Annotated in this window: 25 protein-coding genes and 1 tRNA gene; 13 read left to right on the top strand and 13 right to left on the bottom strand. The window is 73.4% G+C overall.

Translation table 11 applies throughout. The features are described 5' to 3' along the window. Positions 1-42: 42 nt before the first annotated feature. Genes QE370_RS07365 through QE370_RS07355 form a run of 3 tightly spaced genes read right to left on the bottom strand, consistent with a single transcriptional unit; the run spans position 43 to position 3,013 of the window. Positions 43-705 carry an HAD family phosphatase gene (locus QE370_RS07365; RefSeq protein WP_309633951.1) on the bottom strand — a complete coding sequence of 221 codons (663 nt, stop codon included), beginning with the start codon at positions 703-705 and terminating at the stop codon, positions 43-45. Then, positions 702-1,511 carry an SDR family oxidoreductase gene (locus tag QE370_RS07360; protein WP_309633950.1) on the bottom strand — a complete coding sequence of 270 codons (810 nt, stop codon included), beginning with the start codon at positions 1,509-1,511 and terminating at the stop codon, positions 702-704. The genes QE370_RS07365 and QE370_RS07360 overlap by 4 nt, the downstream gene beginning before the upstream one ends. After that, complete coding sequence (locus QE370_RS07355) at positions 1,508-3,013, bottom strand: AMP-binding protein (protein WP_309633949.1); 1,506 nt, start codon at positions 3,011-3,013, stop codon at positions 1,508-1,510. The genes QE370_RS07360 and QE370_RS07355 overlap by 4 nt, the downstream gene beginning before the upstream one ends. 137 nt (positions 3,014-3,150) lie before the next feature. On the opposite strand from QE370_RS07355, the gene QE370_RS07350 reads away from it, so the two are divergent. Further along, positions 3,151-4,353: an acetyl-CoA C-acyltransferase gene (locus tag QE370_RS07350; protein ID WP_309633948.1), complete on the top strand. Its 1,203-nt coding sequence runs from the start codon at positions 3,151-3,153 to the stop codon at positions 4,351-4,353. Between the two features lie 186 nt (positions 4,354-4,539). On the opposite strand, the gene QE370_RS07345 is transcribed toward QE370_RS07350, so the two are convergent. Genes QE370_RS07345 through glnT form a run of 7 tightly spaced genes read right to left on the bottom strand, consistent with a single transcriptional unit; the run spans position 4,540 to position 11,978 of the window. Then, positions 4,540-5,190: a helix-turn-helix domain-containing protein gene (locus QE370_RS07345; protein WP_067853961.1), complete on the bottom strand. Its 651-nt coding sequence runs from the start codon at positions 5,188-5,190 to the stop codon at positions 4,540-4,542. A gap of 10 nt (positions 5,191-5,200) precedes the next feature. After that, entirely contained in the window at positions 5,201-6,466 is a 1,266-nt protein-coding gene (locus tag QE370_RS07340) for an allantoate amidohydrolase (protein WP_309633947.1), read from the bottom strand. Next, positions 6,463-7,644, bottom strand: coding sequence for an FAD-dependent oxidoreductase (locus tag QE370_RS07335; protein WP_309633946.1), 1,182 nt, complete (start codon positions 7,642-7,644; stop codon positions 6,463-6,465). Before QE370_RS07335 ends, QE370_RS07340 begins: the two co-directional genes overlap by 4 nt. Next, positions 7,641-8,972 carry an FMN-binding glutamate synthase family protein gene (locus tag QE370_RS07330; RefSeq protein ID WP_309633945.1) on the bottom strand — a complete coding sequence of 444 codons (1,332 nt, stop codon included), beginning with the start codon at positions 8,970-8,972 and terminating at the stop codon, positions 7,641-7,643. Before QE370_RS07330 ends, QE370_RS07335 begins: the two co-directional genes overlap by 4 nt. A gap of 17 nt (positions 8,973-8,989) precedes the next feature. Continuing rightward, positions 8,990-9,733 (bottom strand): hypothetical protein, encoded by a 744-nt coding sequence (locus QE370_RS07325; protein WP_253023619.1) that lies wholly within the window; start codon positions 9,731-9,733, stop codon positions 8,990-8,992. Next, positions 9,721-10,617 (bottom strand): hypothetical protein, encoded by an 897-nt coding sequence (locus QE370_RS07320; RefSeq protein ID WP_253023617.1) that lies wholly within the window; start codon positions 10,615-10,617, stop codon positions 9,721-9,723. The genes QE370_RS07325 and QE370_RS07320 overlap by 13 nt, the downstream gene beginning before the upstream one ends. A 38-nt stretch (positions 10,618-10,655) precedes the next feature. After that, entirely contained in the window at positions 10,656-11,978 is a 1,323-nt protein-coding gene (glnT, locus tag QE370_RS07315; RefSeq protein ID WP_309633944.1) for a type III glutamate--ammonia ligase, read from the bottom strand. 321 nt (positions 11,979-12,299) lie between these two features. On the opposite strand from glnT, the gene QE370_RS07310 reads away from it, so the two are divergent. Next, positions 12,300-13,544: an ammonium transporter gene (locus QE370_RS07310; protein ID WP_253023613.1), complete on the top strand. Its 1,245-nt coding sequence runs from the start codon at positions 12,300-12,302 to the stop codon at positions 13,542-13,544. A gap of 448 nt (positions 13,545-13,992) precedes the next feature. Here QE370_RS07310 and QE370_RS07305 read toward each other — a convergent pair. Next, positions 13,993-14,065, bottom strand: a tRNA-Thr gene (locus tag QE370_RS07305). A gap of 88 nt (positions 14,066-14,153) precedes the next feature. Here QE370_RS07305 and QE370_RS07300 point away from each other — a divergent pair. Then, entirely contained in the window at positions 14,154-14,612 is a 459-nt protein-coding gene (locus QE370_RS07300; protein WP_309633943.1) for a hypothetical protein, read from the top strand. Positions 14,613-14,615: 3 nt separating this feature from the next. Here the strand turns inward: QE370_RS07300 and QE370_RS07295 are convergent, their stop codons facing one another. After that, complete coding sequence (locus QE370_RS07295) at positions 14,616-15,305, bottom strand: helix-turn-helix domain-containing protein (protein ID WP_309633942.1); 690 nt, start codon at positions 15,303-15,305, stop codon at positions 14,616-14,618. 65 nt (positions 15,306-15,370) lie between these two features. On the opposite strand from QE370_RS07295, the gene QE370_RS07290 reads away from it, so the two are divergent. The 8 genes from QE370_RS07290 to QE370_RS07255 all read left to right on the top strand — a co-directional run bounded on the left by QE370_RS07290 (position 15,371) and on the right by QE370_RS07255 (position 24,974). Next, on the top strand, positions 15,371-16,768 hold the full coding sequence (locus tag QE370_RS07290) for a CoA transferase (protein ID WP_309633941.1): 1,398 nt from the start codon (positions 15,371-15,373) through the stop codon (positions 16,766-16,768). Further along, positions 16,765-18,033, top strand: coding sequence for an alpha/beta hydrolase (locus QE370_RS07285; RefSeq protein ID WP_309633940.1), 1,269 nt, complete (start codon positions 16,765-16,767; stop codon positions 18,031-18,033). Before QE370_RS07290 ends, QE370_RS07285 begins: the two co-directional genes overlap by 4 nt. Positions 18,034-18,118: 85 nt before the next feature. Then, positions 18,119-19,291, top strand: coding sequence for a biotin synthase BioB (bioB, locus tag QE370_RS07280; RefSeq protein ID WP_309633939.1), 1,173 nt, complete (start codon positions 18,119-18,121; stop codon positions 19,289-19,291). Between the two features lie 13 nt (positions 19,292-19,304). Further along, complete coding sequence (locus QE370_RS07275; RefSeq protein ID WP_309633938.1) at positions 19,305-20,588, top strand: adenosylmethionine--8-amino-7-oxononanoate transaminase; 1,284 nt, start codon at positions 19,305-19,307, stop codon at positions 20,586-20,588. Continuing rightward, positions 20,585-21,712 carry an 8-amino-7-oxononanoate synthase gene (locus QE370_RS07270; protein ID WP_309633937.1) on the top strand — a complete coding sequence of 376 codons (1,128 nt, stop codon included), beginning with the start codon at positions 20,585-20,587 and terminating at the stop codon, positions 21,710-21,712. The genes QE370_RS07275 and QE370_RS07270 overlap by 4 nt, the downstream gene beginning before the upstream one ends. After that, positions 21,709-22,419: a dethiobiotin synthase gene (gene bioD, locus QE370_RS07265; protein ID WP_309633936.1), complete on the top strand. Its 711-nt coding sequence runs from the start codon at positions 21,709-21,711 to the stop codon at positions 22,417-22,419. Before QE370_RS07270 ends, bioD begins: the two co-directional genes overlap by 4 nt. 28 nt (positions 22,420-22,447) lie before the next feature. Continuing rightward, positions 22,448-23,641: an alanine racemase gene (locus tag QE370_RS07260; protein WP_309633935.1), complete on the top strand. Its 1,194-nt coding sequence runs from the start codon at positions 22,448-22,450 to the stop codon at positions 23,639-23,641. 37 nt (positions 23,642-23,678) lie between these two features. Next, positions 23,679-24,974, top strand: coding sequence for a D-arabinono-1,4-lactone oxidase (locus QE370_RS07255; protein ID WP_309633934.1), 1,296 nt, complete (start codon positions 23,679-23,681; stop codon positions 24,972-24,974). A gap of 3 nt (positions 24,975-24,977) precedes the next feature. Here QE370_RS07255 and QE370_RS07250 read toward each other — a convergent pair whose 3' ends face one another. After that, positions 24,978-25,232 carry a metal-sensitive transcriptional regulator gene (locus QE370_RS07250; protein ID WP_253025295.1) on the bottom strand — a complete coding sequence of 85 codons (255 nt, stop codon included), beginning with the start codon at positions 25,230-25,232 and terminating at the stop codon, positions 24,978-24,980. A gap of 75 nt (positions 25,233-25,307) precedes the next feature. Between QE370_RS07250 and QE370_RS07245 the strand changes: the two genes are divergently transcribed. Continuing rightward, the gene (locus tag QE370_RS07245) at positions 25,308-25,673 is read left to right on the top strand and encodes a carboxymuconolactone decarboxylase family protein (RefSeq protein WP_253025297.1); all 366 of its coding nucleotides are present in this window, start codon (positions 25,308-25,310) and stop codon (positions 25,671-25,673) included. Positions 25,674-25,908: 235 nt separating this feature from the next. Beyond that, positions 25,909-26,442, top strand: coding sequence for a DinB family protein (locus tag QE370_RS07240; RefSeq protein ID WP_309633933.1), 534 nt, complete (start codon positions 25,909-25,911; stop codon positions 26,440-26,442). Positions 26,443-26,848 lie beyond the last annotated feature (406 nt).

The raw sequence follows: 26,848 nt of genomic DNA, 5'->3' as shown, positions 1-26,848 counted from the left end.
CGGCCGGGTGGCCGCTCCGGGGTGGTGCTGTTCCCCCCTCGATCACCGCAGTGCGGCGGTCCTCCTCACGTCGACCCCGAGCAGCTGCGAGAGCTGCTCGGCGGTCTCCTCCGCGGTGCGGTGCACGACGCCAGCCATCCCGAGACGCTCGGCAGCGACGATGTTCTGGGCGAGGTCGTCGACCATGACGACCTCCTGCGGTGCGACGCCGAGGCGCTCGCACCCGATCTCGTAGAGCCGTCGCGACGGCTTGCGGACGCCCTCCTGGCCGGAGATGGTCACGGCGTCGAAGAGAGCCGGCAGGTCGTAGCCGGCGTAGCAGTCACGGCCCAGGGAGTTCGAGACGAGACCGACGGGCACGCCCGCGGCCCGCAGGTCGGCGACGACGTCGAGCATGGCCGCGTCGGGTCGCAGGCCCGACTGCAGCCCGGCGACGAGTCCCTCCGCCGCGACCTCGACGCCGTGGGCGTGCAGCCGCTCGGCGAACCCCGCCTCGAAGCCGTCGTGGTCGAGCCGTCCCTCCTCGTGGTCGACGAGGAGCTGCTTGGCCTCCGCGTCACCGCCGCCGAGCAGCCGCAGCAGGAGGCCGCGGTCGCCGCTGATCCGCTCGCTGTGGTCGCCGAACGCGTCGAGCACGCTCGTCGTCAGCACCCCGCCGAAGTCGAACAGGGCCGCCCGGCAGCGGGGCGTCGCCGCGCCGCTCATGCGAGCGTGTCCTGGTAGCGGCGCATGCCGGCGAGCCAGCGGTCGTAGTCGGAGGCCTTGCGCCGGTAGAACTCCAGCACCTCCGGGTGCGGCAGCACGAGGAAGCGCTCGTCGTCGATCGCGTCGAGGACGACGTCGGCGACGTCGAGGGGCTCGAGGACGCCGCCGGCCTCGGTGACCGCTCTCGCACCTTGACGCGCGGTCGGGTCGTCGGAGTCCGCGCCGCCGTTGAGCATGGCGGTGTTGACCCCCATCGGGCACAGGCAGCTGACGGCGATGCCTCGGGTGCCGTAGGTGACCGACAGCCACTCGGCGAAGGCCACGGCAGCGTGCTTGGTGACCGAGTACGTCGGCGAGCCGATCTGCGTCAGGAGCCCGGCGGCCGACGCGGTGCTCAGGAAGTAGCCCCGACCCCGCTCGAGCCAGCCCGGCACCAGGAGCCGGGCCGCGCGCACGTGCGCCATGACGTTGACGTCGAGCGAGGTGCTCCAGTCGTCCTCGGAGGACTCCAGGCCCTGCCCGAGGCCGACCCCGGCGTTCGCGACGTACAGGTCGACGGGGCCGAAGCGCTCGACGGCGAGGTCGAGCACGGCCCGCACGTCGGCCTCGAGCGAGCAGTCACCCGCCAGGCCCGCCACCCGGTCCGCGCCGTGTGCCTCCAACGTGGCGACGGCCGCCGCGGTGCGCGCGGCGTCGAGGTCGGTGACGACCACCTGGGCCCCGTGCTCCAGCAGCCTCTGCGCGACGGCCAGGCCGATGCCTCCTGCCGCGCCGGTGACGACCGCGACGCTCCCCTCGACCTTCATGCGCCGACCTCCGCCGTGCGGATGGCGTCGCGGTCGATCTCGCGCTTCAGGATCTTGCCCGTCGCGCCTTTCGGCAGGGTGGTGACGAACTGGTAGAGCCGGGGCACCTTGTAGGCCGACAGCTGGACCTTGGCCCAGGCGCGCAGCTCCTCGCCGGTCAGCTCCGCGCCCTCGCGCAGGGCGACGACCGCGGCGACCTCCTCGCCGAAGTGTGCGTCGGGGACGCCGACCACGGCCACCTCGACGACGTCGGGGTGCTCGTACAGCACCTCCTCGACCTCGCGGGGGTACACGTTGTAGCCACCGCGGATGATCAGGTCCTTCGCCCGGTCGACGATGCTGAGGTAGCCCTCGGCGTCGAGCCGGCCCAGGTCGCCGGTCTTCAGCCAGCCGTCCTGCAGGTCGGCGGCCGTGGCGTCGGGTCGGTTGCGGTAGCCCTTCATGATCGTCGGGCCCTTGAGGAAGACCTCGCCGACGACGTCCGGCTCGACGACCGAGCCGAGCGGGTCGCGGACCTCGATGGCGGTGCCGGGCAGGGCCGGTCCGACGGTGCCCGCCTTCTGGGGCCGGTTGATGTCGTTGAACGTGGCCGCGCCGGTCGACTCGGTGAGGCCGTAGCCCTCCAGGATCGTGCAGCCGAACCGGTCGCGGAAGGCACGCATGACCTCCACCGGCAGCGACGCGCCGCCGGACGTGGCCAGTCGGAGCTGCTCGAAGTCCGACGGGCCGAACGCGTCGGTCGCGGCGTGCAGCATCGCGTTCCACATCGTCGGGACGCCGGCGAGGACCGTCAGGCGGTCGCGGCGGACCATCTCCAGCATCGCGGTCGGCTCGAAGGGCGCGAGCAGCGAGAGCGAGGCGCCGGTGACCAGCACCGTGTTCATGACGACCGCCTGGCCGTACACGTGGAAGAGCGGGAGGCCCGTGCCGAAGCGGTCCTCCGCCGTCAGGTTGAGCACGGGCAGGAAGGAGTCGGTGGTGTCGATCAGGTTGGCCGCGGTGAGCTCCACGCCCTTGGGACGGCCGGTGGTGCCGGAGGTGTAGAGGATGATCGCGGTGTCGTCGGGCGCGTGGTCGTGCGCGACCGCCAACGGCTCGGCGTCGAAGCTCGCGCCGTCCTCGACGCGCCAGAACGCGAGGTCTCGCTCGGCAGCGGCGGCGGACGCCGCGGTGTCGCACTCGTGCCAGGCCAGCACCAGCGACGCCTCCGCGTCGTCGAGCACGTAGCCGATCTCGGCCGCGGTGGCCATGGTGTTCATCGTGATGACGCTGACGCCGACGGCGTGCAGGCCCAGGTAGACCACGGGGAACTCCAGGACGCTCGGGGCGATGAGCACCACCCGGTCGCCGGGGCGCAGACCCGCGGCGGTCACGGCGCCGCCGACGCGAGCACTCGCCTCCCGGAGCTCGCCGTAGGTCAGGTCGCCCCGACCGGAGCGCACCGCCATCCGCTGCGGGTCGCGCTCGGCGTTGGACCAGACCGTCGCTGCCACGTTCACCATTGCGTCCTCGTCTCCTTGCCGTCGATGTGACCGGTCTCACGTGACCTGGCTCACGTCGAGCAACGTACTTGAACCCGGGTTCAGGTTCAAGTACGTTGCCGGGAAAACTTCCGAGAGTTCGTCCGACAGGAGCCCCCGTGCCCAGAGCAGCGATCGTCGCCACCGCCCGCACCCCGATCGGCAAGGCGTACCGCGGCGCCTTCAACGACACCCCCGCCGTCGAGCTCGCGGGCCACGCCGTCCGCCACGCGGTGGAGCGCGCCGGCGTCGACCCGGCCGAGTTGGAGGACGTGGTGATGGGCTGCGCGATGCCCGAGGGCGCCTCGGGGTTCAACGTCGCCCGGCAGGCCGCACTCCGCGCCGGACTGCCCGTGTCGGTGCCCGGCTCGACCGTCGACCGCCAGTGCTCGTCGGGCCTCATGGCGGTCGCGATCGCGGCCAAGCAGATCCTGGTGGACGGGCAGAAGGTCGCGGTCGGGGGCGGGGTCGAGTCGATCTCGCTCGTCCAGAACGAGCACCTGAACACCCACCGCGCCGGTGACCCCTGGCTACGCGAGCAGGTGCCGGGGCTGTACCTGCCGATGCTGCACACCGCCGAGAACGTCGCCTCGCGCTACGGCGTCAGCCGCGAGCGCCAGGACGAGATGGGGCTGCAGTCGCAGCGGCGCGCGGCCGCCGCCCAGGAGGCCGGCCACCTCGCCGAGGAGATCGCCCCGATCACGGTGCACACCCTCCGCACCGACAGGGCCACCGGTGAGACCTCGCGGGTCGAGGTGACCGTCTCGGCCGACGAGGGCGTGCGCGCCGGCACGACCGCGGACGGGCTGGCCGGGCTCCGCACCGTGCTGGAGCCCGGTGACGTGACCGCGCACCCGACGGTCACGGCGGGCAACGCGTCCCAGCTCAGCGACGGCGCGTCGGCCAACGTCCTGATGGACGCCGACCTCGCGGCCTCCCGGGGCATCGAGCCGCTCGGCTACTACGTCGGCATCGCGGTCACCGGGTGCGAGCCCGACGAGATGGGCATCGGTCCGGTCGCGGCGATCCCCCGACTGCTGGACCAGCACGGCCTGACGGTCGGCGACGTCGGCGTGTGGGAGCTCAACGAGGCGTTCGCCTCCCAGGCGGTGCACTGTCGCGACGTGCTCGGCATCGACCCCGAGCGGATGAACGTCGACGGCGGAGCCATCGCCCTCGGACACCCCTACGGCATGACTGGGTCGCGCGCCGTCGGCCACGCGCTGCTCGCCGGCCGCCGACTCGGTGCCCGCTGGGCCGTGGTGACGATGTGCGTCGGAGGCGGCATGGGCGCCGCTGGACTCTTCGAGGTCGCCCCCTGACCTCCCGCCCGCGCCGCGCCCGAGCCCGGCCCCCGACCCGCTTCCCCGACCCGCTCCCCCGGCCTGCTCACCCGTGCGCGTTTGCGTGGGGCCCCACCCGAACGCGCAGATCCGGCGCACGGTTGCGTGGGGGCGAGCCGGTTCGCGTGGGGCCCCACGCAAACGGGCCCGTCCGGCGCCCTGCGCTCAGACGCTGGCGTCGGGGAAGGCGATCACCGAGAGGAAGCGGATGGGCAGCTCCTTCAGCTCGACCGGGCCGTGGGCGCCCTCGCCGTCGAGCTGCAGGGAGTCGCCGGGACCCAGCTCGTAGGTCTCGCGGCCGTGGCCGTAGACCATCCGGCCCTCGAGGACGTGCAGGAACTCGGTGCCCGGGTGCTGGAACAGCGGGTACGTCTGGCTGTCCTCCGTCAGGGTCACCATGAGCGACTCCAGCCGCTTGTGCTGGCCCCGGAGGGCACCGAGCAGCTCGTACTCGTGCCCCTCCTTCGTGCCGTGCCGGGCGATGCGCGGACCCTGTCCCGCCGGCGTGAACACGGCCTGACGCTCCTCGTCGGCGCCGCGCACGAGCGACGTGACCGGCACGTCGAGCCCGGTCGCCAGACGTTGCAGCGTGGCGAGGCTGCACGACGTCTGCGCGTTCTCGATCTTCGACAGCATCGCCTTCGACAGCCCCAGACGCTGCGCCATGTCGGCGACCGACAGCCCGGCCGCGGTGCGGTGGTGCCGGACGTTGACCGCGATGGCCTGCTCCAGCGCCATCGCCTCGACCGGCTCCGCCGGGTCGCGGTCGCGGGCACTGCCGGCGGCGTTGCGCAGCAGCGGCGCGTCGTCGGTCATGCGGGCGATCCTAGCGGTGCTCCCGCGGCACCAGCAGGTCCTGCAGCACGTCGGCGAGGGCGGCTGCACCGGCCTCGGCGTCCGCGTCGTCGACGTGCTCCTCCGGGGAGTGGGAGACCCCGGTGGGGTTGCGCGTGAAGAGCATCGCCGACGGGACGTGCGCCGCGAGGACGCCGGCGTCGTGCCCCGCCCCCGTCGCCAGCACCGGCGCGTCGGGCAGCACGCCGCGCAGCCGGTCGCGCAGACCTGCGTCGAAGCGGACCTGCCCGCTGTAGGACTCCTCGACCAGCTCCACGGCGCAGCCCTCCGCCGCGCACACGGCGTGCGCGGACTCGAGGACCTGTGCGACGAGCGCGCGCGTGACGTCGTCGTCGGGGTGGCGCACGTCGAGCCAGAGGTCGACGCGCGACGCGATGACGTTCGTGCCGCCCGGCACGGGCTGCAGGCGGCCGACCGTCGCCCGCGCGTCGGGCCGGCTGCGGGCCAGGTCGCGGACCGCGACCACCACCTGGGCGGCGGCGACCATCGGGTCGCGCCGGTCGGACATGAGCGTCGCGCCGGCGTGGTTCCCCTCGCCCGTGACGGTGAGCCGCCAGCGACCGTGCCCGAGGATCGAGGAGGCGACGGCGACGGGCTGGTCGAGGTCGACGAGACCGCGCCCCTGCTCGACGTGCAGCTCGACGAACACGCCGATGCGGCGCAGCGCCTCCTCGTCGCGGCCGAGGTGCACGGGGTCGAGACCGGCGCCGGTGAGCGCGTCCGCGAGCGACGTGCCGTCGGCGTCCAGCAGGCCGAGCACCCGGTCGGGGTCCTGCTCGCCCGTCATCAGCTGCGAGCCGAGGCAGGCGCGCCCGAAGCGGCCGCCCTCCTCCTCCGGGAACGCGACGATCGCCAGCGGGCGCTCGCCGCCGACGTCGCGGGCGTCGAGGAGGTCCAGCGCCGCGAAGGCCGACGCGACGCCGAGCGGTCCGTCGAACTCGCCACCACCGGGGACCGAGTCGAGGTGGCTGCCGGTCACGACGGCGTCGTCGAGCGACCCGCCCCGCCCGGGCCGCCACGCCCAGAGGATGCCGTTGCGGTCGGTGACGACGTCGAGCGACCGGCGCGCCGCCTCCGCCTCGAACCACGTGCGCAGCTCGAGCTCGGCGGGCGTGTACGCGAACCGCGAGTAGCCGCCGCGCCGCGGGTCGCGACCGACGTCGCGCACGTCGGCCAGGAGCGACGCGACGCTGGCGGGTCGGCGGGACCGCACCGACGACGCGGCGACGCCGGTCACCGCATCTCCCCCGCCCCGACGTACGGGTGCAGGCTGGTCAGGAGGTCGCCCTCGGCGAAGCGCGACAGCCGGAAGTCCGACGCGGGCACGTCGGGGTCGGTGCTGTCGCCCTCGAGCACGAGGTCGGCCACGAGGTCGCCGACCGCGGGGCTGATCTTGAAGCCGTGCCCGGCGAAGCCCGCCGCGAGCACGAGGCCGTCGACGTCGCCGACGGGGCCGATGACCGGGTTCCAGTCGGGCGGGACGTCGTAGACGCCCGCGTACGTGTGCGTGACCGAGGGGTCGGGGAAGCCGGGGAACCGGTGGATCAGCTTCTCGGCGTAGGCCTCGAGGCTGGCGTCGCTCGCGTGGTTGGAGTAGTGGTCGGGGTCGACGAGCTTGCGGCCGAAGTCGGCGTGGTCGCTGTTGCCCACGAGGAACTGCCCGGACCCCTCGAGGCGGCAATACTGCAGGCTGACGAGGTCCGAGACGACGGGCAGGTCGGGCAGCGGCTCGCCGGTGTCGACGACGAGCAGCTCCGAGCGGTACGCCTCGACCGGGAAGTCCACGCCGAGGTCGGCGAGGAGCCGGGCGGACCACCATCCCGCGGCGACGACGACCAGGTCGGCCTCCACCACCTCGCCGTCGGCCAGCTCGACCCCCGTCACCCGACTCTCCGACGTGACGATCCGCGCCACCGGGGCGTTCTGGCGCACCCGCGCGCCGTGGGCACGGGCCCGCTGCCCGTAGTGCAGCGCCAGCTGGGTCGCGTCGGCGAACCCGCCGCGCGGCTCGTAGGCGCCGAGCGCCACGTCGTCGACGTTCATCATCGGCCACAGCGCCGCGACCTGGTCGGGGTCGACGAGGTCGACCTCGATGCCGAGGCCCTGGTGCATGGCCGTGTTGTCCTTCAACGGTCCGGCGTTCTCCTCGCCGACCACCACGGTGTAGCCGACCTGGCGGAACCCGACCTCGGCGCCGAGCGCCTCGAAGACGGGCAGGCTGCGCCAGGCCATCGCGGCGATCGACGGCACCCCGTAGTGCGCCCGCACGATGCCGCTCGACTTCCCGGTGCCGCCGCTCGCGAGGAGCCCGCGCTCCAGCACGAGCACGTCGGTGAGCCCCCGCTCCGTGAGCGCCCGCGCGATCGACAGCCCGATCAGCCCACCGCCGACGACGACGGCGCGCGACGCGCTCACCAGGACCCGCCTGCGGTCTGGCCCGGGACCCACGACGTGCCCGCGAGCGGCACCCTCGCCATCGCGGCGGCCTCGATGGTGATGGCGACGAGGTCCTCGGGCTCGAGGTGCTGCAGGTGCGCCTTGCCGCACGCGCGTGCGATGGTCTGCGCCTCCATCGTCAGCACGCGCAGGTAGTTCGCGAGCCGGCGACCGCCCTCGACCGGGTCGAGCCGCTGCTGCAGCTCGGGGTCCTGCGTCGTGATGCCGGCAGGGTCCTTGCCCTCCTGGAAGTCGTCGTAGGCCCCGGCACTCGTGCCGAGGGCCTCGTAGTCGGCCTGCCAGCGCGGGTCGTTGTCGCCGAGCGCGACCAGGGCGGCGGTGCCGATCGCGACCGCGTCGGCCCCGAGGGCCATCGCCTTCGCGACGTCGGCGCCCGTGCGGATCCCGCCGGAGACGATCAGCTGGACCTTGCGGTGGACGCCGAGCTCCTGCAGCGCCTGGACGGCCTGCGGGATCGCCGCGAGTGTGGGAATGCCGACGTGCTCGATGAACACCTCCTGCGTGGCGGCCGTCCCGCCCTGCATGCCGTCGACCACGACGACGTCGGCGCCGGCGTGCACCGCCAGCTTCACGTCGTAGTAGGTGCGCGTGGCGCCGACCTTGACGTAGACGGGCTTCTCCCAGTCGGTGATCTCGCGCAGCTCGCCGATCTTGATCGTCAGGTCGTCCGGGCCGGTCCAGTCGGGGTGGCGCGACGCGCTGCGCTGGTCGACGCCCTGCGGCAGCGTGCGCATCTGGGCCACCCGCTCGGTGATCTTCTGCCCGAGCAGCATGCCGCCGCCTCCGGGCTTGGCCCCCTGGCCCAGCACGACCTCGATCGCGTCGGCCTGGCGCAGGTGGTCGGGGTTCATGCCGTAGCGCGACGGCAGGTACTGGTAGACGAGGTGCTTGCTCTGGCTGCGCTCCTCCGGCGTCATGCCGCCGTCGCCGGTCGTCGTCGACGTGCCCACCTCGCTCGCGCCGCGGCCCAGCGCCTCCTTGGCCCGGCCCGACAGCGCGCCGAAGCTCATGCCGGCGATCGTCACGGGCGTCTCGAGGTGCAGGGGGTACTTCGCGTGCCGGTCGCCGAGCACGACGTCGGTGCCGCAGCGCTCCCGGTAGCCCTCGAGCGGGTAGCGCGACATGCTCGCACCCAGGAACAGCAGGTCGTCGAAGTGCGGCAGGGCACGCTTGGCGCCCCAGCCGCGGATGTCGTAGATGCCGGTGTCGGCGGCGCGCTGGATCTCCGCGATGGTCGCCGGGTCGAAGGTCGCCGACGTGCGCGGCTGCGTGCGGTACTGGGTCATGGTGGCTGCCCTCGGTGTCAGTAGGCCGACGTGTTGTCGACGTGGAAGTGGTAGAGGCTGCGCGCGGAGCCGTAGCGCGTGTAGGCGTGGGTGTCGTCGTCCTCGTAGCCGGCGCTCTTGAGCAGCGTCGCGAGCTCCTCGTGGTGCTCGGGCCGCATCTCCTTGGCCACGCAGTCGGCGCCCAGCGACGCGACCGTGCCGCGCACGTAGATCCGGGCCTCGTAGATGGAGTCGCCGAGCGCGTCGCCGGCGTCGCCGCGGACGACGAGCCGACCGGCCTGCGCCATGAAGGCGCTCATGTGGCCGATGCTGCCGCCGACGACGATGTCGACGCCCTTCATCGAGATGCCGCAGCGGGCGGCCGCGTCGCCCTCGACGACGAGCAGCCCGCCGTGGGCGGTGGCGCCCGCCGACTGCGACGCGCTGCCCTTCACCCACACCGAGCCGCTCATCATGTTCTCGGCCACCCCGACGCCCACGTTGCCCTCGACGACGACGTCGGCCGACTGGTTCATGCCGGCCGCGTAGTAGCCGACGTGACCCTTGACGGTCACGGTCATCGGGCGGTTCAGCCCGACCGCGACGCTGTGCCGACCGGCCGGGTGCGTGACGACGACGTCGTCGGCACCGAGGTCGGGGTCGTGCAGGCGTGCGTTGACCTCGCGGAGGGTGCTGACGGCGAGGTCGAGTTCGAGCGTGGCGGCCATGATGGGGTCCTTCGGGTCGGAGGTCGGGGTGGGCGTCGCGGTCAGCGGGTCCATGCGTAGATCCGCTCCGGCTCCGGCTCGAACAGGCGGGCCGACTCGATGCCGGGCAGGTCGACGAGCGCGCGGTACTCCGACGCCATCGCGACCCAGTCGTCGGTCTCGGCGACCACGGCCGGCTTGCACGCGATGGCGTCGCGCACGACGGCGAAGGAGTCGCGGTTCGAGACGAGCAGCGTGTAGAAGCCGTCGAACGTGCGGCACAGCTCCTTGAGCGCGGTCTCCACGTCGAGGCCGTCCTCGAGGCACTGGGCGACGAAGCGGGCGCCCACCTCGGTGTCGTTCGCCGAGTCGAACCGGACGCCGCGCGCCTCGAGCTCGCGGCGGATCGTCGGGTAGTTGTGGAACGAGCCGTTGTGCACCATGCACTGGTCGGGCCCGACGGCGTAGGGGTGGCTGCCCGCGGGCGTCACGGCCGACTCGGTGGCCATGCGCGTGTGCCCGACGCCCTGCCAGCCCTGCGCGGACGGCAGGCCGAAGGCCGCGGCGAGGTCGCGCGGACGGCCGACGCCCTTGAGCACGGCGAGGTCCTCGCCGAAGCCGATGACCAGCGCGTCCGGCGCCGTCGCGCGCACCGCCGCGGCGAGCGCGGAGGCGTCGACCTCCGCGTGCACGAGCAGCGTCGGGCCGGCGGTCGTGACGTCGACGTCGCTGCCCACGGCTGCCGTGAGCTCCTCGGCGAGGGCGGTCACGTCGATGCCGTCGGCCAGGACCGAGACGGTGGCCGTGCCGGGCGGGGCCCACGTCGGGTCGCCGTAGACGGCGACCCCCGCGGAGTCCGCGCCGCGATCCTCCATCTCGCAGAGCATGCCGGTGAGCAGCTCACCGAGTCGGGGGTACAGGTCGGGGTTGCGGAGGTGGAGTCCGACGATGCCGCACATGGGGTGTCTCCTTCGAGGTGCGTCAGGGGTGGGGCGGCTCAGAAGGCCGTCAGGTAGTGGTCGACCTCCCAGGCGCTCACCTGGCTGTGCCAGGTGAAGAACTCCTCGCGCTTGAGGTCGGCGAAGTAGCGGGCCACGTCGGGGCCGACGCTGTCGAGCACGCCCGACACGGCCGCGTCGGCCTCCAGGGCCTCGACCGCGTGCAGGAGGGTGAGCGGGAGGGGCGCACGGTCGGCGTCGTCGCTGCCGCCGGGAGCACCGGGGTCGAGGCGACGCTCGACGCCGTCGAGCACCGCGCCGATCGCGCCGGCGGCCGCCAGGTACGGGTTGGCGGAGCCGTCGCCGCCGCGCAGCTCGATGCGGTTGCCGTCGGGCACGCGCACCAGGTGGGTGCGGTCGTTGCCGCCGTAGGTGGGCACGCGCGGCGCCCACGACGCACCCGACGTCGTCGCGACCGCGCCGGTGCGCTTGTAGGAGTTGACGGTCGGCGCGACGAGCGCCTGCAGGGCGCTGGCGTGCTCGAGGACGCCGGCGATCGCCTGGTAGGCCAGCTCCGACAGGCCGAGGCCGCGCGGGTCGTCGGCCGCGGGGAAGAGCGGCTCGTCGTCCTTCCAGAGCGACAGGTGCATGTGCAGCCCGCTGCCGGTGCGGTCGCCGAACGGCTTCGGCATGAACGTCGCGGTCATGCCGCGCTGCTCGGCGAGCATCGAGATCAGGTAGCGCGCGGTGATCACGCGGTCGGCCGTCGTGAGCACGTCGGCGTAGTCGAAGTTCTGCTCGAACTGGCCGTTGCCGTCCTCGTGGTCGTTGGCGTAGTTGCCCCAGCCGAGCTGGTTCATCGCGGTCGAGACCGACGCGAGGTGGTCGAACATGCGGGTCACGCCACGCGCGTCGTAGCAGGGGCGGGCGGCGGAGTCGGAGGGGTCGGCGGTGACGAGGGCCCCGCGCTCGTCCTTCGCCACGAGGAAGTACTCGATCTCGGCACCGAGGTAGACCGACAGGTCGCGCTGGGCGGCGCGCTCGATCATGCGACGCAGGATCACGCGCGGGGCGAAGCGCCACGGCTCGCCCTCCACGTGGGGGTCGCAGTGCACGAGGGCGAGGCCCTCCTTGACGAACGGCACCGGCGTGAACGAGGCCGGGTCGGGGATCGCCATGATGTCGGGGTCCTTGGGCTCCTGGCCCATCGCTCCCGCGGCGTAGCCGGCGAAGCCGACGCCCTCGCGGGCGAGCTCCTCGACGGCCTCGACGGGCACCAGCTTGGCGCAGGGCTTGCCGGTGAGGTCGACGAACAGGGCCAGGATGAACGTCGTCTCGCTCTCCTTGGCCAGGGTCGCCAGGGGGGATGCGGTGCTGGTCATGCTGCTCCTCGGGGGTGCCGCGCCGGTGCGAGGCCCTCGTCGCGAGCCTATCCACTGGCGTGAATCTTTGTCTACTTCGAGTAGACAGAACCCAGATGACGGACGTGTTTCCCGAGCGTGAGAAGTCCGTGACGGCCAGCGGCCGGGACGGGGCCGTCGCGGCGAGACGGGGCGGCGCACCGGGTCGCTCCGGGCATCGGGAAGGCGGTCCAGGTTGTGCGACGCAACGTTGTTACGTCGGCGTCATGTCAACGCAAAGTAGACAGAGTCCACTGTGCTGAGACGCCCGCGGGAGTGCGGGCCACAGCAGGAGACATGGACATGGACACAGGCACCACCGCCTTCATCCTGAGCTGCATCATCGGTCTGACGATGATGGTGCCGGGACTGGCGCTCTTCTACGGGGGCATGGTCAGCGTCAAGAGCAGCCTCAACATGATGGTGATGACGTTCGGCGCCGTCGCCGTCGTCGGCATCCTCTGGGTGCTGTTCGGCTACTCGATGGTGTTCGGCGACTCGTACGGGGGCGCCGGGCTGCTCGGCAACGTCACCGAGTTCGCCGGGCTCGGCGGGGTGCTCACCGAGAAGGACACCGCGCTGCCGCTCGCGCTCTTCGCCGTCTTCCAGGCGCTGTTCGCGGCGATCACGGTCGCGATCATCTCCGGCGCCGCGGCGGACCGCATGAAGTTCAGCAGCTGGATGGTCTTCGCCGCCGTCTGGGCGGTGCTGGTCTACTTCCCCGTCGCGCACTGGGTCTTCGCCTTCGACGCGACGGACGGCTCGACGGTGGGCGGCTGGATCGCGAACAAGCTGAAGGCGGTCGACTACGCCGGCGGCACCGCCGTGCACATCAACTCCGGTGCGGCGGCGCTCGCCATCGCCATCGTCCTCGGCAAGCGGCGCACGTGGGGCACCGCACCGCGTCCGCACAACCTGCCGCTGACCCTGCTGGGCGCCGGTCTGCTGTGGGCCGGCTGGTACGCCTTCAACGGCGGCTCCGCGCTCGCCGCCGGCCACAACGCCTCGGTCGTCATGCTGACGACCTTCGTCGCCACGTGCGCCGCGATGCTCGCCTGGCTCGGTGTCGAGATCGTCCGCGACGGCCACGCCACGACCATGGGTGCGGCGTCGGGCGCGATCGCGGGCCTCGTCGCCATCACCCCGTCGTGCGGCGCGGTGAGCCCGATGGGCGCGATCCTCGTCGGCGTCGCCGGCGGCATCGTGTGCCCGCTCGCCCTCGGCCTCAAGGAGCGCTTCGGCTATGACGACTCGCTCGACGTCGTCGGCGTGCACCTCGTCGGCGGCGTGGTCGGCACGCTCATGGTCGGCCTGATCGCCACCGCCGACGCCCCCAGCGGCCAGGCCGGTCTGCTCCACGGCGGCGGGCTGCGCCTGCTCGGCGTGCAGGCCACCGCCGCCGGCGCGGTGCTGGCGTACTCCTTCGTGCTGACCCTCGTCATCGCGCTGGTGCTGAAGAAGACGATCGGGCTGCGCGTCGACCCCGACCACGAGGAGGGCGGCCTCGACTCCGCCCTCCACCGCGAGCGGGCCTACGACCTCGCCTGACCCACCCGTGACGCGTCGGCCCCGGACCCCGGTCCGGGGCCGACCTGCGTCCCGCCCCGCCCCCGCCGCCGCCTGGGCCTGTTTGCGTGGGGCCCCACCCAAACAGGCTCGCCCCCACGCAAACCCGCGCCCCAGGCGCACGCTTCGGTGGGGCCCCACGCAAACCGACGGACCCAATGCACGTTTGGGTGGGGCCCCACCCAAACACGCTCTCCCCCACGCAAACCGACGCCCCGAACGCACGTTTGCGTGGGGCCCCAGGCAAACGAGCGCGCCACGGCCCCGCGAGGAGCCGTCACGTCCGGCGGCCTCGCCGTGGAGGGTCCTTCCGATTCCTGTCGGAGTCTCCTCGCTGGCACTCGGAGCGGGGGACAGGATCCGTCACGTCCGGCGGCCTCGCCGCGATGATCCTCCCGATTCCTGTCGGAGCCTCCTCGCTGGCGCTCGGAGCCTCCGACAGGAATCGAACCCGCGACATCCTTATTACAAGTAAGGCGCTCTACCGACTGAGCTACGGAGGCGTGCGCACCCATCGTAGGGCCGCGCACGTCACCGGCGCGGGGTTGCCTCGTTGTCTACCGTGGAAGGTCGTCCACCCCGGGAGGTCCCGTGCGCATCCGCACCCTCAGCACGGCCGCGGCCTGCGCCGTCCTGCTCATGCTCGCCGTGGGTGCGGTCGCGCTCACCTCCCTCGGCGACGGCGGCGACCCGTCGGCGGCCGCCGAGCCCCGACCCGCCACCAGCAGCCCGACCCCCAGCCGCAGCACCGACCCCGACGACCGCGACCGCGACGGACGCGAGAACAACAGCGACGACGAGGCCGACGACACCTCCCGCGACGCCGGCGAGCCCGGCCGCGACGACGACCCGAGCGACCGCAGCGACGACCGCGGCACCACGTCGACCACCCCCCGACCGACCACGCCCGCCGCCAGCCCCACGCGACCGACGCCGCCCAGCCCGAGGCCGACCACCCCGACCCAGCGACCCAGCCCGTCGCCGTCGCCGTCGTCGAGCCCCTCCCCCGGCATGCTCGACGGGCTGCTCGACCCGATCATGGGCCGCTGACGCCTACGACGCCCGCGCGAGGGTGCGCGCGGCAGCCGTGAGGCGCGCCGCATCGGTCCCCCTCCGCCCGAAGAGCACGAGCGCCTCGCGGCGGTCACGGTGCGGGAAGACCGCGACCGCGGCGACCTCGTCCTGCGACAGTCCGTCGCTCCAGGCGGTCCGCCGACGCCGGACGAGAGGGAGCTGCGCCTCGTAGTCCGCCACGAGCCCGGGGTCGGTCGTGCGGGTCTCGTCCAGCACGCTGGCCAGCACCGCAGCGGGCGCGGTGCTCAGCAGCAGACGTCCGGCCGCGGTCGTCAGAGGGTCGCGCGGCAGGTGCAGGTCGGCCACGTGGGCGTAGCGCTCGTCGACCACCTTCTCCGACCGTGCCGTGTACACGACGTGCCGACCGACGAGCACGGCCACGGCCGCGGCGAGGTCGAACCGCTCGGCGTAGGCGTCCGCGTCGAGCGACGTCCACGACACGTGGCGTGCGGCGAGCAGCTCGACGACCAGCGGAGCGGGTCCGATGCGCAGACCACGCCCGGCACGCACCAGCCAGCCGTGCTGCTCCAGGCCGCTCACGAGGTCGTGGACCGACGACCGGGGGACGTCGAGGCGGCGCGCGAGGTCGCTCACCGTCGGCGGGACGTCGGCACGCGCGACGACGTCGAGCAGGTCGACGATCCGGCCCACGCTGCGGTGGTCGCTCATGGCACGAGGATGCCGCATATCCGACGATCCTGGGCCCCCGGAGCCGCGCGTCCGAGACTCGATGCGTGGACGCCTCACCCCTGCAGGACCTCGCGACGCTGTTCTCCCTCGACCTCGGCCGCACGCACGTGGTCGGGAGCGAGCCTCCGACGACGTCGCCGCACCGCCTCGCCGAGTGCATGGCTGCGGCCATGGCAGCGCACGGAGCCGCCGCATCGGCGTTCGGCAGCTCCCGAGGTGCACCTGCCCGGGAGGTGCGGATCCGCACCGACGACGCCCTGCGGCAGCTCATGGCGGTCTTCGCGACGAGGGTCGGCGACGTCACCGCCGCCGCGACCATGGAGGACCCGCACCTGCTCGCCGACAGCGACTTCTACGCCTGCCGCGACGGACGGCAGGTCTTCGTCCTCCTCTCCTACCCGCACCTGCGCGACCGCGCGCTCCGCGTGCTCGGGTGCGCGCCGGGGGCCGACCGGATCGCGGCGGCGGCGGCCACCTGGGACGCCCTGGCGCTCGAGGAGGCGATCGTCGCGGCCGGCGGGACCGCCACGATGGTCCGGACCCGGGAGGAGTGGGCGGCCACCGATGTCGGACAGGCCCTCGCGGGCGAGCCGCTGGTGCGCGTCGAACGCATCAGCGACGCCGACCCCGTCACCCGGTCGCCGCTCGCGTCGTCCCAGCCGCCGCTCACGGGCGTCCGGGTCGTCGACGTCACCCACGTGATCGCGGGACCCGTCGCGACCCGCCTCCTGGCCGAGCTGGGTGCCGACGTGCTCCACCTGTCACGCCCCGACCGGCCCGACCCGAACGCGATGATCCTCGAGACCGGGGGCGGGAAGCGCAACGCCTACTGCGACCTCCGGACCCCGACCGGGAGGGCGAGCCTCGACGACGTGCTGCGCGACGCCGATGTCGTGGTCCACGGCTACCGGCACCTGGCGCGGTTCGGGCTCGACGCCGCCCAGCTCGCGCGCGACCACCCCGGCGTCGTCGTGGGCGACGTGCACGGGTGGGGCGACCGAGGACCGTGGTCGGACCGCGGCGGCTTCGACCAGCTCGCCTGCGCGGCCACGGGATTCGCCCTGGAGGAGGGCGGCGGCGACCGGGCCGCGCTCCCACCCACCTACCTGCTCAACGACTACGCCGCGGCGTTCCTCCTCGCGGCGGGGATCGAGACCGCCCTGCACCGGCAGGCGACCGAGGGCGGGTCGTGGCACGTCCACGTCGACCTCGCGAAGGTCTGCACGTGGGTGCAGTCCTTCGGCGACAACCCCCACCAGGTCTCCGCGGGTCCCGACCTGCGCGAGCACCTCGACGAGGTGCCGACGGTGGAGACCGACGGTCCCTTCGGCCGGGTGGCGGCCCTGCCCAGCCTCCTCGACGTCGCCCCGGCGTGGGACCTGCGCCGCGGTGCTCCGTGGCCGCTCGGCTCGGCACCGATGGCGTGGGCGGAGCCACGATGACGTCCGCGCCGACGGGAGCCCGGTTGCGCGCGGTCGGGCGCGTGGCGCTGTGGACGGTCGCGGTCGTGACCGTCGTGTTCACGGTGCTCGCGCAGCTGCTCGCCGTCGTCCCCGTGTCCTGGACGATGCCGCTGCTGCAGTGGGAGGTGTCGCAGTACCTGGTGATCCTCCTCGGCGTGCTGCGGGACTCGCTCGGGGTGTGGAACGTCGTCGTCGGTGCCGTCGGCGTGGTGAGCGCCGCGACCCTCTGGCGACGGCGACCTCGGCCTCGTCGGCGCCTCCCGCTCGTGCTCACGGTGGTCGGGTCGGCCGGCGCGGCGACCGCCGTCGCCACGAGCGTCGCGCTCGCCGTCGCCATCGCGTCCACGGGCGCCGGCACGAGCCCGCTGCTGCCGACGCTGCCCTTCACCGGCCTGACCAGCGGCCCCAGCCGGACCGTGACGGTCGGCACCGCCGGGACCACCACGCTGCGCGCCGACCTATACCTCCCGTCCGGACGTGCACCTCGAGCGGGATGGCCTGTCGTGGTCTCCGTCCACGGCGGCGGGTTCTCGACCGGGTCGCGTGGCCCGAACGCGTACACCGGGTACCTGCCCGCCCACGGCTACGCCGTGCTCGACGTCGACTACCGGCTGGCCTCCCCCACCTACCACCCGTGGCAGACGCAGGTGGAGGACGTGGGCTGCTCCCTGGCGTGGATCGCCCGCGCCGGTCGGTCCCACCACCTCGACGCCGACCGGGTGGCGATGCTCGGCCTCTCCTCCGGAGGGAACCTGGCCGTCAACGCCGCCTACACGTCCGCCGACCACACCCTGAGGTCCAGCTGCTCGCCGTCGGGCTCGACGCTGCCGGTCGTGCGCGCGGTGATCGCCGGGTACCCGGCCGTCGACCTGAGCGGGATCGGTGACCGCACGGCGATCGCCCGGAAGGTCGAGCAGTGGTACGTCGGCGGGACGCCCGCGGAGTACCCGGAGCGGTACCGCTCCACCGACTCCGCGACCCACGTCGGCGCCGACTCCCCGCCGACGCTCGTCTACCAGGGAGTCCGCGACCACCTCGTCCTCGCGGACCGCGCTCGCGCCTTCGTCGACGTCCTCGCGCGGCACGGCGTGCCGCACCGGTACGTGCAGTACCCCGGGATGGAGCACAGCGCGGGCGACTCGACCTCGACGTTGACGCCCGCTGCCGCCGCGAGCCGTCGCCTCACGCTCGACTGGCTGCAGCGGTACGACGGCGCCCGGCGCTCCTCGCCAATGACCCCGTGACGTGTCCGGCCTGATCGGCTATCGTCACCTGAACACTGTTCACCTGAACGGTGTTCAGTGACCGCCGCCGACGTCGAGGACCGTGATGACCGCATCGTTCGACCAGCTCGCCACCCGCATCCTGGACGGGGGCAGTGCCTCCGAGGCCGACGCGCTCGCGGTGCTGCGCGCCGACGACGCCGCCCTGCTCGACGTCGTCGCGGCCGCCGGACGCCTGCGCCGCGCGCACTTCGGCAGCACCGTCAAGGTGAACTACCTCGTCAACCTCAAGTCCGGGCTGTGCCCCGAGAACTGCAGCTACTGTTCGCAGGCCGTCGGGTCCGAGGCGCCCATCCTGAAGTACTCGTGGCTCTCCACCGACGAGACGCTGCGCCAGGCGGGCGCCGGACTGCGCGGCGGCGCGTCGCGCGTGTGCCTGGTCTCCTCGGGACGCGGCCCGTCGAACCGCGACGTCGAGAAGGTCGCCGAGATGACGGAGGCGCTCAAGGACAGCTACCCCGACGTCGAGGTGTGCGCCTGCCTGGGGCTGCTCAAGGACGGCCAGGCCGAGCGGCTCAAGCAGGCCGGCGTCGACGCCTACAACCACAACATCAACACCGCGGCGTCGCACCACGACGAGATCGTCACCACCCACACGTACGACGACCGCGTCGACACCATCGCCAAGGCCCGCAACGCCGGCCTGTCGCCCTGCTCGGGCCTCATCGCCGGGCTCGGCGAGACCGACGAGCAGCTCGTGGAGGCGCTGTTCGCGCTGAAGGAGCTCGGCTCGGACTCGATCCCCGTCAACTTCCTCATGCCGTTCGACGGCACGCCGTTCGAGAACACGTGGGAGCTCTCGCCGGCCCGCTGCGTGAAGATCCTGGCGATGGCGCGCTTCGTCTGCCCCGACCGCGAGGTGCGGATCGCCGGCGGTCGCGAGATGCACCTGCGCTCGCTGCAGGGCCTCGCGCTGCACGTGGCCAACTCGATCTTCCTCGGCGACTACCTGACGTCGGAGGGGCAGGACGCCAAGGCCGACGTCGAGCTGATCCGCGACCACGGCTTCACCATCCTCGGCGCGGACGAGCTGCCGGAGCACCAGCCGGCCGAGCCGACGGCCGCGACGCCCTCCTCCTCGCCGCCCGCATCCTCGCCGTGCGGCACGGGGTCGACCGGCTGCGGCAGCGCCTGCGGCGGGTGCGCGTCGCACGACGGCACGGCCGGTCTGGCGATCCGGCAGCGCGGCGCGGGCACCGACGTCCCCGCCAACGCCTGACCACCGCCCTCCCGTGACTGCGACCCTCGCCTCCGACCTGCGCGACTTCGACCGCGCGCACGTCTGGCACCCCTACGCGTCGATGACCGAGCCGGCGCCGACGAGGGTGGTCACGGGCGCCGACGGGTGCCGCCTGGAGGTCGACGGCACCTGGGTCGTCGACGGGATGTCGTCGTGGTGGGCCGCGGTGCACGGGTACCGCCACCCCGTCCTCGACCGCGCGGTCGTCGAGCAGGTCGCGTCGTTCAGCCACGTGATGTTCGGCGGGCTCACGCACGCACCGGCCGTCGAGCTGGCGCGACGGCTCGTCGCGCTGACGCCTGCCCCGCTGGAGCGCGTGTTCCTCGCCGACTCCGGCTCGGTGGCCGTGGAAGTGGCGCTGAAGATGGTGCTGCAGCACCAGCGCGGGACGGGACACCCCGAGCGCACCCGGATGCTCACGGTGCGCGGCGGCTACCACGGCGACACGTTCGACTGCATGAGCGTGACCGACCCCGTCGGCGGCATGCACACCATGTGGCGCGACCTGCTGCCGCAGCAGGTGTTCGCCGACCGGCCGCCGCGCCACGACGCGTCGGACGCCGAGGTGGCGGCGTGGGCCGACGGCGTGCGCGACCTCGCCGCCCGGCACGCCCACGAGCTGGCGGGGGTCGTCGTGGAGCCGCTCCTGCAGGGTGCGGGCGGCATGCACCCGTACCCGGTCGCCTGCCTGCGCGTGCTGCGCGAGGTGGCCGACGAGCACGGTCTGCTGCTCGTGCACGACGAGATCGCCACGGGGTTCGGCCGCACCGGGCACCTCTTCGTGAGCGAGCTGGTCGCGCCCGACGTCCTCTGCGTCGGCAAGGCGCTCACCGGCGGCTACGTCTCGCTCGCCGCGGTGCTGTGCACCGACGAGGTGGCGCGGGGCGTGTCGGCCAGCGAGTCCGGCGCGCTCATGCACGGCCCGACGTTCATGGGCAACCCGCTGGCGTGCGCCGTCGCGTCGGCCAGCATCGACCTCCTGCTCGAGCGCGGCTGGCAGGCCGACGTGCAACGTGTTGGGGAGGCGCTGGCCCGTGGCCTCGTGCCGCTGCGCGACGTCGAGGGCGTCGCCGACGTCCGCACGCTCGGCGCGGTCGGCGTGGTGCAGCTCGACCACGACGTCGACGTCGCGGCGGCCACCGACGCCGCCCTCGCGGCGGGCGTGTGGCTGCGGCCCTTCCGCGACCTCGTGTACACGATGCCGCCCTACGTCTGCGACGACGCAGCGCTGGCGCAGCTGGTGGCCGGGGTCGGCGAGGCGGTGCGCGCCGCATGAGCGTCTGGACGGACTGGTGGGCGCAGGAGCACGCCTCGCGCGAGGAGGCCGGGCTGGTGCGCACGCTGCGACCGCGCGGCGCCGACGACCCGACGATCGACCTCGCGGGCAACGACTACCTCGGCCTCGCGCGCGACCCTGCCGTCACGCGCGCCGCCGCCACGGCAGCGCTGCAGTGGGGCGCGGGCGCCGGGGCGTCCCGGCTCGTCACGGGCACGCTCGCGGTGCACGAGGAGCTCGAGCAGACCCTCGCGTGCGACCTCGGCCAGCCCGCGGCGCTCGTGACGTCGACGGGCTACCACGCGAACCTGGCCGTCGTCGCCGCTCTCGCCGACCGAGGCACGCGGGTGGTGTCCGACGCCCACGTGCACGCGTCGCTGGTCGACGGCGTGCGGCTGTCGCGCGCTCGGCTGACGATCGTCCCCCACGGCGACGTCGACGCGGTGGCCTGCGCCCTGCGCGACGCCGAGCTTGCCGGGGAGCGTGCGCTGGTGCTCGTGGAGTCGGTGTACTCCGTGCTCGGCGACGCGGCACCCCTGGTCGAGCTGGCCGGGCTGTGCGAGCGGCACGGCGGGCTGCTCGTCGTCGACGAGGCGCACGGGCTCGGGGTGCACGGGCCAGGCCTGGTGGCACGGTTCGGGCTCGCCGGCCTCGACCACGTGGTGGTCACGGCCACGCTGTCGAAGGCGCTCGGCAGCCAGGGCGGCGCCGTGCTCGGACCCCCAGCGCTGCGCGAGCACCTGGTGAACCGCGGGCGGGCCTTCGTGTTCGACACCGGCCTCGCACCCGCGTCGGCAGCCGGCGCCCTCGCGGCCCTGCACGAGGTGCGCCGCAGGCCCGACCTGGCCGCGACGGTGCACCGACGCGTCGGCGAGCTCGCCGCCGCTCTCGACGTCGCCGCGCCCGCAGGGGCCGTGCTGTCGGTGCCGATGTCGTCGCCGCACGCGGCGGTCACCGCCCAGGCCGCCGCGCTCGACGCCGGGGTGCGGGTCGGGTGCTTCCGGCCGCCGTCGGTGCCCGACGGCGTCTCACGCCTGCGGGTGACGGCGAGCGCGGGCGTCGCCGACGACGACTGGTCGCGCGCCCTGGACGTGCTGGTCGGCGTCGTGGGGACGTTCCGATGAGCCGCGTCGTGGTCGTCACCGGCACCGACACCGGGGTCGGCAAGACGGTGGCTGTCGCCGCCCTGGCGGCGACGGCGCGCGGTCGCGTGGTGGTGGTCAAGCCCGTGCAGACCGGCATCGGCGGCGCCGACCCGGAGCCGCGCGACGCGCGCACCGTCGAGCGGCTCACCGGAGTCGAGTGCCGCGAGCTGGTGGCGCTCGACGACCCGCTCGCCCCCGACACCGCCGCGCGTCGTCAGGGGGTGGCGCTCCCGCCGGTGTCGGAGCACGTGGGCGCCGTGCTGGAGCTGGCGGCGGACCACGACGTCGTGCTCGTCGAGGGCGCGGGCGGGCTCCTCGTCCGCCTCGACACCGACGGCGGGACGCTGCTCGACCTCGCGGTCGGGCTGACCGAGGCCGCGCCGTCCGACGTCACCGTCGACGTGGTCGTCGTGGCGAGAGCCGGCCTCGGCACGCTGAACCACACGGCGCTCACCGTCGAGGCGCTGCGGGGCCGCGGCCTGGAGCCATGGGGCGTGGTCGTGGGCTCGTGGCCCGACTATCCGGGCCTGGCGGAGCGGTGCAACCGCGACGACCTGCCCCGCGTGACGGGGGTGCCGCTCCTGGCCCTCGTGCCCGACGGAGTGGGTGCGCTGCCGCCGGCGGAGTTCGTCGCCGCGGCGCCCACGTGGTTCGACCTCGGGCCGGCGTCTCGACCTGGCGGCTGACCCCCACCTCCGTGCCATGCTGGGGCTCGTGAGCGCACCGTTCCCGCGTCTGCTGTCGGCCACCGCCGACCGGTCCGCGCCGCTCGCGGTGCTCGACGAGCCGGCACTCTGGGCGAACGCCGACGACCTCGTCCGCCGGGCGGGCGGGGTGCCCGTGCGGGTGGCGAGCAAGTCGGTGCGCGTACGGTCGGTGCTGGAGCGCACGCTCGCCCGACCCGGGTTCGCCGGCGTCATGACCTACTCGCTCGCGGAGAGCTGCTGGCTCGTCGACGAGGGCGTCACCGACGACGTCCTCCTCGCGTACCCCACCGTCGACCGCGCCGGGCTGCTCGCGCTCACGGAGCCCGGGGAGGCCGGCGAGCGACGTCGGTCGGCCATCACGCTCATGGTCGACTCCGAGGAGGGGCTCGACGCGATCCAGCGCGTGGTCGGCGGGTCGCACCCGACCCTGCGGATCTGCCTCGACGTCGACGCGTCGCTGCGCCCAGGGGCCCTCGGCATCCACCCCGTGCACCTGGGTGTGCGCCGCTCCCCCGTGCACACCGCGCGCCAGGCGGCGGGCGTGGCCCGCCGGCTCTCCGCGCGGCCCGGCTTCCAGCTCGTCGGGGTCATGTTCTACGACGCGCAGGTGGCCGGCCTGCCCGACACCTCCGCCGCCGTGCGCGTCGTGAAGAGGCTGTCGACGACGGAGCTCGCGCACCGACGTCGCGCCGTGGTCGAGGCGGTGTCGCAGCACGCGGACCTCCAGCTCGTGAACGCCGGCGGCACCGGCAGCCTCGAGGTGACCGGGGCCGACCCGACCGTCACCGAGCTGACCGCCGGCTCGGGCCTGTTCACGCCGACGCTCTTCGACCGCTACGACGCCTTCGAGGCGCGACCCGCCGCGTACATCGTCCTCGACGTCGTGCGTCGGCCGGCCAAGGACGTGGCCACCTGCTTCGCCGGCGGGTACACCGCGTCGGGGCCCGCGCAGGCCAACCGCATGCCCACGCCGGTCTGGCCGGAGGGGCTGTCGCTGGTGGGCACCGAGGGCGTGGGCGAGGTGCAGACGCCCGTGCGCGGCAAGGCGGCCCGGCACCTGCGCGTCGGCGAGCGCGTGGTGTTCCGGCACGCGAAGGCCGGAGAGATGTGCGAGCGGTTCGACACCGTGACGCTCGTCGACGACGCCGGCCGCGCCGAGACCGTGCCGACCTACCGTGGCGAGGGGAAGAACTTCGGATGACGGACACGACGAGCGAGCGCAGGCCGGGGAGCGGACGATGAGCCTGCTGTGGCGCAACTGGGCGGGCAACGTGCGCTCGCACCCGCGGCGGGTGCTGCACCCGACGTCGACGGCCGAGGTGGTCGAGGCCGTGCACGCGGCACGGACCGAGGGTCTGCCGGTCAAGGCCTACGGCGCGGGCCACTCCTTCACGCCGATCGCGGCCACCGAGGGCGTGCTGCTGCGCCTCGACCGCATGGACGCGCTCGTGTGGCACGACGCCGCGACGAGGCGCGTGCGCGTGCAGGCGGGGACGTCGCTGCACCGGCTGAACCCGCTGCTGCAGTCGCTCGGCCTGGCGCTGCCGAACCTGGGCGACGTCGACCCGCAGTCCGTCGCGGGTGCGGTGTCGACCGGCACGCACGGGACCGGCGCGAGGCTGCAGGGCATCGCGGCGGCCGTCGTCGGCGTGCAGCTGGTGACCTCCGACGGCGACGTCGTGGAGGTCGACGAGAGGCACCCCTGGTTCGGTGCCGCCCGGGTGGGGCTCGGTGCGCTCGGGGTCGTCACCGAGCTGACGCTGCAGTGCGTGCCGGCCTTCCTGCTGCACGCCCGCGAGGAGCCGATGCGGCTGCCGGAGGTGCTCGAGCGGTTGCCCGAGCTGGTCGAGGAGAACGACCACTTCGAGTTCTACTGGTTCCCGCACACGGAGAAGGCGCTGGTGAAGCGCAACAACCGCGTGCCGGCGGGGACGGAGCGCCAGCCGGTGGGCCGACTGCGGCACCTGGTCGACGACGAGCTGCTGAGCAACGGGCTGTTCGAGGTCGTCAACCGGGTGGGGGCTCGCTTCCGGTCGGCGGTGCCGCGCGTGAACCAGGTGAGCGGCTCGGCGCTGTCGGCGCGCGAGTACGTCGACCAGTCCCACGAGGTGTTCGTGTCGCCGCGCCGGGTGCGGTTCTGCGAGTCCGAGTTCGCCATGCCTCGGGGTGCGCTGCACGACGTGATCGCCGGGCTGCAGCGGTGGTTCGCGGCGGGTCACGAGACGGTCGCGTTCCCGATCGAGGTGCGCTTCACCGCGGCCGACGACGTGTGGATGTCGACCGGTCACGACCGCGACAACTGCTACGTGGCCGTGCACCAGTACCACCGGCTCGACCCGACCGCGTACTTCCGCGCCGCGCAGGACGTGTTCACGGCCCACGAAGGGCGGCCGCACTGGGGCAAGATGCACACGCTCGACGCCGACTACCTCCGCCAGCGGTACAGCCGTTTCGACGACTTCGTGGCGGTGCGCGACGAGCTCGACCCGCAGCGTGCGTTCAGCAACCCCTACCTCGACCGCGTGCTCGGCTGAGGCTCAGGCAAGCGACAGGAAGACCTTCTCCAGCCGGGCGACGTCCACCTCCTCGCCCTCGGTGACGCACTTCTGCATGCCGGTGCTCACGAGAGCGAACCCGCTGCGACTGATGGCCTTGCTGACCGCAGCCAGCTGCGTGACGACGTCCTCGCACTCAGCGCCCTCCTCCAGCATGCGGATGACGCTGGCCAGATGGCCGTGCGCGCGCTTCATGCGCAGTGCGACGGCCTTGGTCTCCTCGGGCTCCAGATGCATGTGGAGAGCGTAACCCCCCAGGGGGATGTGCTACGGTTCCCATATCCCCCAGGGGGGATCACGGAGGAGGTTGACATGTCCCACGGAAAGACCGTGCTCGACGAGCTCTCGCCACTGCACCGCGCCCTGAGGCGCGCCGTCCCTGACGTCTACGCGGGCTTCGGAGAGCTGCATCGCGCGGCGTTCGCCGAGGGAGCACTCGACGTCCGCACCAAGGAGCTCATCGCCCTCGCGATCGGCGTGGTCGAGGGCTGCGACGGCTGCATCGCCTCGCACGCCCAGGCGGCTGCACGTGCCGGTGCCACTCGCCAGCAGGCCGCCGAGGCCATCGGCGTCACGTTCCTCATGCACGGCGGACCCGCCACGATCCACGGCCCTCGCGCCTATGCCGCGTTCTGCGAGTTCGCGCCCGACGACGCCAGCACCGATCCCGCCGTCTGATCCGAAGGAGAACCCTCGATGTGCCGTCCTGTCACCTGCTCCACCTGCTCGAAGACCACCTGGGCGGGCTGCGGCCAGCACGTGGCGCAGGTGCGCGCCATGGTCCCCGCCGACCAGTGGTGCGCCGGCCACGAGGTCCCGCCGGAGACCGACCGACCCGCCGGGTTGCTACGACGCCTTCTCCGACGGTGAGGTCGGGCTTGCCCCTTCACGTGACGTCGTGCTGGGGTGGGGCATGACGACGGACGAGCACGGCCGCACCGAGCCGCCGTTGGCCGGCAGCGAGGTCGACACGCTGCGCGGGTTCCTCGACTTCCACCGGCGCACGTTCGCGCTGAAGACGAACGGCCTCGACCACGCCCAGCTGCACACCCCGCTCCCCCCGTCGACGATGACGCTCGGCGGCATGACCAAGCACCTGGCCTACGTCGAGGACTGGTGGTTCGGCGTGGTCCTCTCCGGCGCGGAACCCACCGCCCCGTGGGACGACGCGCCCTGGGCCGACGACCCCGACTGGGACTGGCACTCGGCCGTCGACGACGAGCCCGCTGACCTCCGCGACCTGTGGGAGTCGGCGGTCGCCCGCTCCGACGCCCTCCTCGACGCCGCGCCGGACGGCCTCGACACCCTCGCCGCCCGCCCCGACCGCCGCACCGGCGAGCCGGTCTCGCTGCGCTGGATCGTCGTCCACATGGTCGAGGAGTACTGCCGCCACAACGGCCACGCCGACCTCCTGCGCGAGGCGCTCGACGGGAGCGTCGGGGAGTAGCGGATCCCTCTGGACGCGGGCCATGTCTCTCCAAACGCTCAGGCAAGTCCGGCGTCGAAGCAGGACACGAGGCCTGCGACACCGACGCAACACCCATCCAGAAGCGCATCGCGACGACGGCCCGTTGGCACCCGACGGGGGCCGCGCAGACACGTGATACCGGCGAGCACTCTCTAGTACTGGCCGAGAAGCCTCACGAACCGACGCCTGGGAAGGAAGCAGACACCCATGAAGACAGCCAGCAGGCCGAGCTGCCAGCTGACTCGGTAGACAGCTGCGAGGGCCAGGACGACTGTCACGAAAGCCGCCGAGTACATCCACAGCGTCACGAGTGCTCTGTTCGCCGAGTGCATGACGTGCCCTCAGATCTCGATGACTCGGTCGACGCCGGCCGTGTCAGTTCGTG

The sequence above is a fragment of the Aeromicrobium sp. SORGH_AS_0981 genome, assembly GCF_031453195.1.
GTDB lineage: Bacteria > Actinomycetota > Actinomycetes > Propionibacteriales > Nocardioidaceae > Aeromicrobium.
This window is presented reverse-complemented; position numbering and strand designations above follow the sequence as displayed.

What these genes read in the sequence shown, in the direction of transcription:
- QE370_RS07255 (WP_309633934.1), top strand. Translation starts at nt 23,679, where the DNA reads ATGAGCCTGCTGTGGCGCAACTGGGCGGGCAACGTGCGCTCGCACCCG.
- QE370_RS07245 (WP_253025297.1), top strand. Translation starts at nt 25,308, where the DNA reads ATGTCCCACGGAAAGACCGTGCTCGACGAGCTCTCGCCACTGCACCGC.
- QE370_RS07330 (WP_309633945.1), bottom strand. Translation starts at nt 8,972, where the DNA reads ATGACCCAGTACCGCACGCAGCCGCGCACGTCGGCGACCTTCGACCCG.
- QE370_RS07365 (WP_309633951.1), bottom strand. Translation starts at nt 705, where the DNA reads ATGAGCGGCGCGGCGACGCCCCGCTGCCGGGCGGCCCTGTTCGACTTC.
- QE370_RS07345 (WP_067853961.1), bottom strand. Translation starts at nt 5,190, where the DNA reads ATGACCGACGACGCGCCGCTGCTGCGCAACGCCGCCGGCAGTGCCCGC.
- QE370_RS07360 (WP_309633950.1), bottom strand. Translation starts at nt 1,511, where the DNA reads ATGAAGGTCGAGGGGAGCGTCGCGGTCGTCACCGGCGCGGCAGGAGGC.
- QE370_RS07320 (WP_253023617.1), bottom strand. Translation starts at nt 10,617, where the DNA reads ATGTGCGGCATCGTCGGACTCCACCTCCGCAACCCCGACCTGTACCCC.
- QE370_RS07355 (WP_309633949.1), bottom strand. Translation starts at nt 3,013, where the DNA reads ATGGTGAACGTGGCAGCGACGGTCTGGTCCAACGCCGAGCGCGACCCG.
- bioB (WP_309633939.1), top strand. Translation starts at nt 18,119, where the DNA reads ATGACCGCATCGTTCGACCAGCTCGCCACCCGCATCCTGGACGGGGGC.
- QE370_RS07310 (WP_253023613.1), top strand. Translation starts at nt 12,300, where the DNA reads ATGGACACAGGCACCACCGCCTTCATCCTGAGCTGCATCATCGGTCTG.
- glnT (WP_309633944.1), bottom strand. Translation starts at nt 11,978, where the DNA reads ATGACCAGCACCGCATCCCCCCTGGCGACCCTGGCCAAGGAGAGCGAG.
- QE370_RS07285 (WP_309633940.1), top strand. Translation starts at nt 16,765, where the DNA reads ATGACGTCCGCGCCGACGGGAGCCCGGTTGCGCGCGGTCGGGCGCGTG.
- QE370_RS07270 (WP_309633937.1), top strand. Translation starts at nt 20,585, where the DNA reads ATGAGCGTCTGGACGGACTGGTGGGCGCAGGAGCACGCCTCGCGCGAG.
- QE370_RS07325 (WP_253023619.1), bottom strand. Translation starts at nt 9,733, where the DNA reads ATGGACCCGCTGACCGCGACGCCCACCCCGACCTCCGACCCGAAGGAC.
- QE370_RS07250 (WP_253025295.1), bottom strand. Translation starts at nt 25,232, where the DNA reads ATGCATCTGGAGCCCGAGGAGACCAAGGCCGTCGCACTGCGCATGAAG.
- QE370_RS07240 (WP_309633933.1), top strand. Translation starts at nt 25,909, where the DNA reads ATGACGACGGACGAGCACGGCCGCACCGAGCCGCCGTTGGCCGGCAGC.
- QE370_RS07295 (WP_309633942.1), bottom strand. Translation starts at nt 15,305, where the DNA reads ATGAGCGACCACCGCAGCGTGGGCCGGATCGTCGACCTGCTCGACGTC.
- bioD (WP_309633936.1), top strand. Translation starts at nt 21,709, where the DNA reads ATGAGCCGCGTCGTGGTCGTCACCGGCACCGACACCGGGGTCGGCAAG.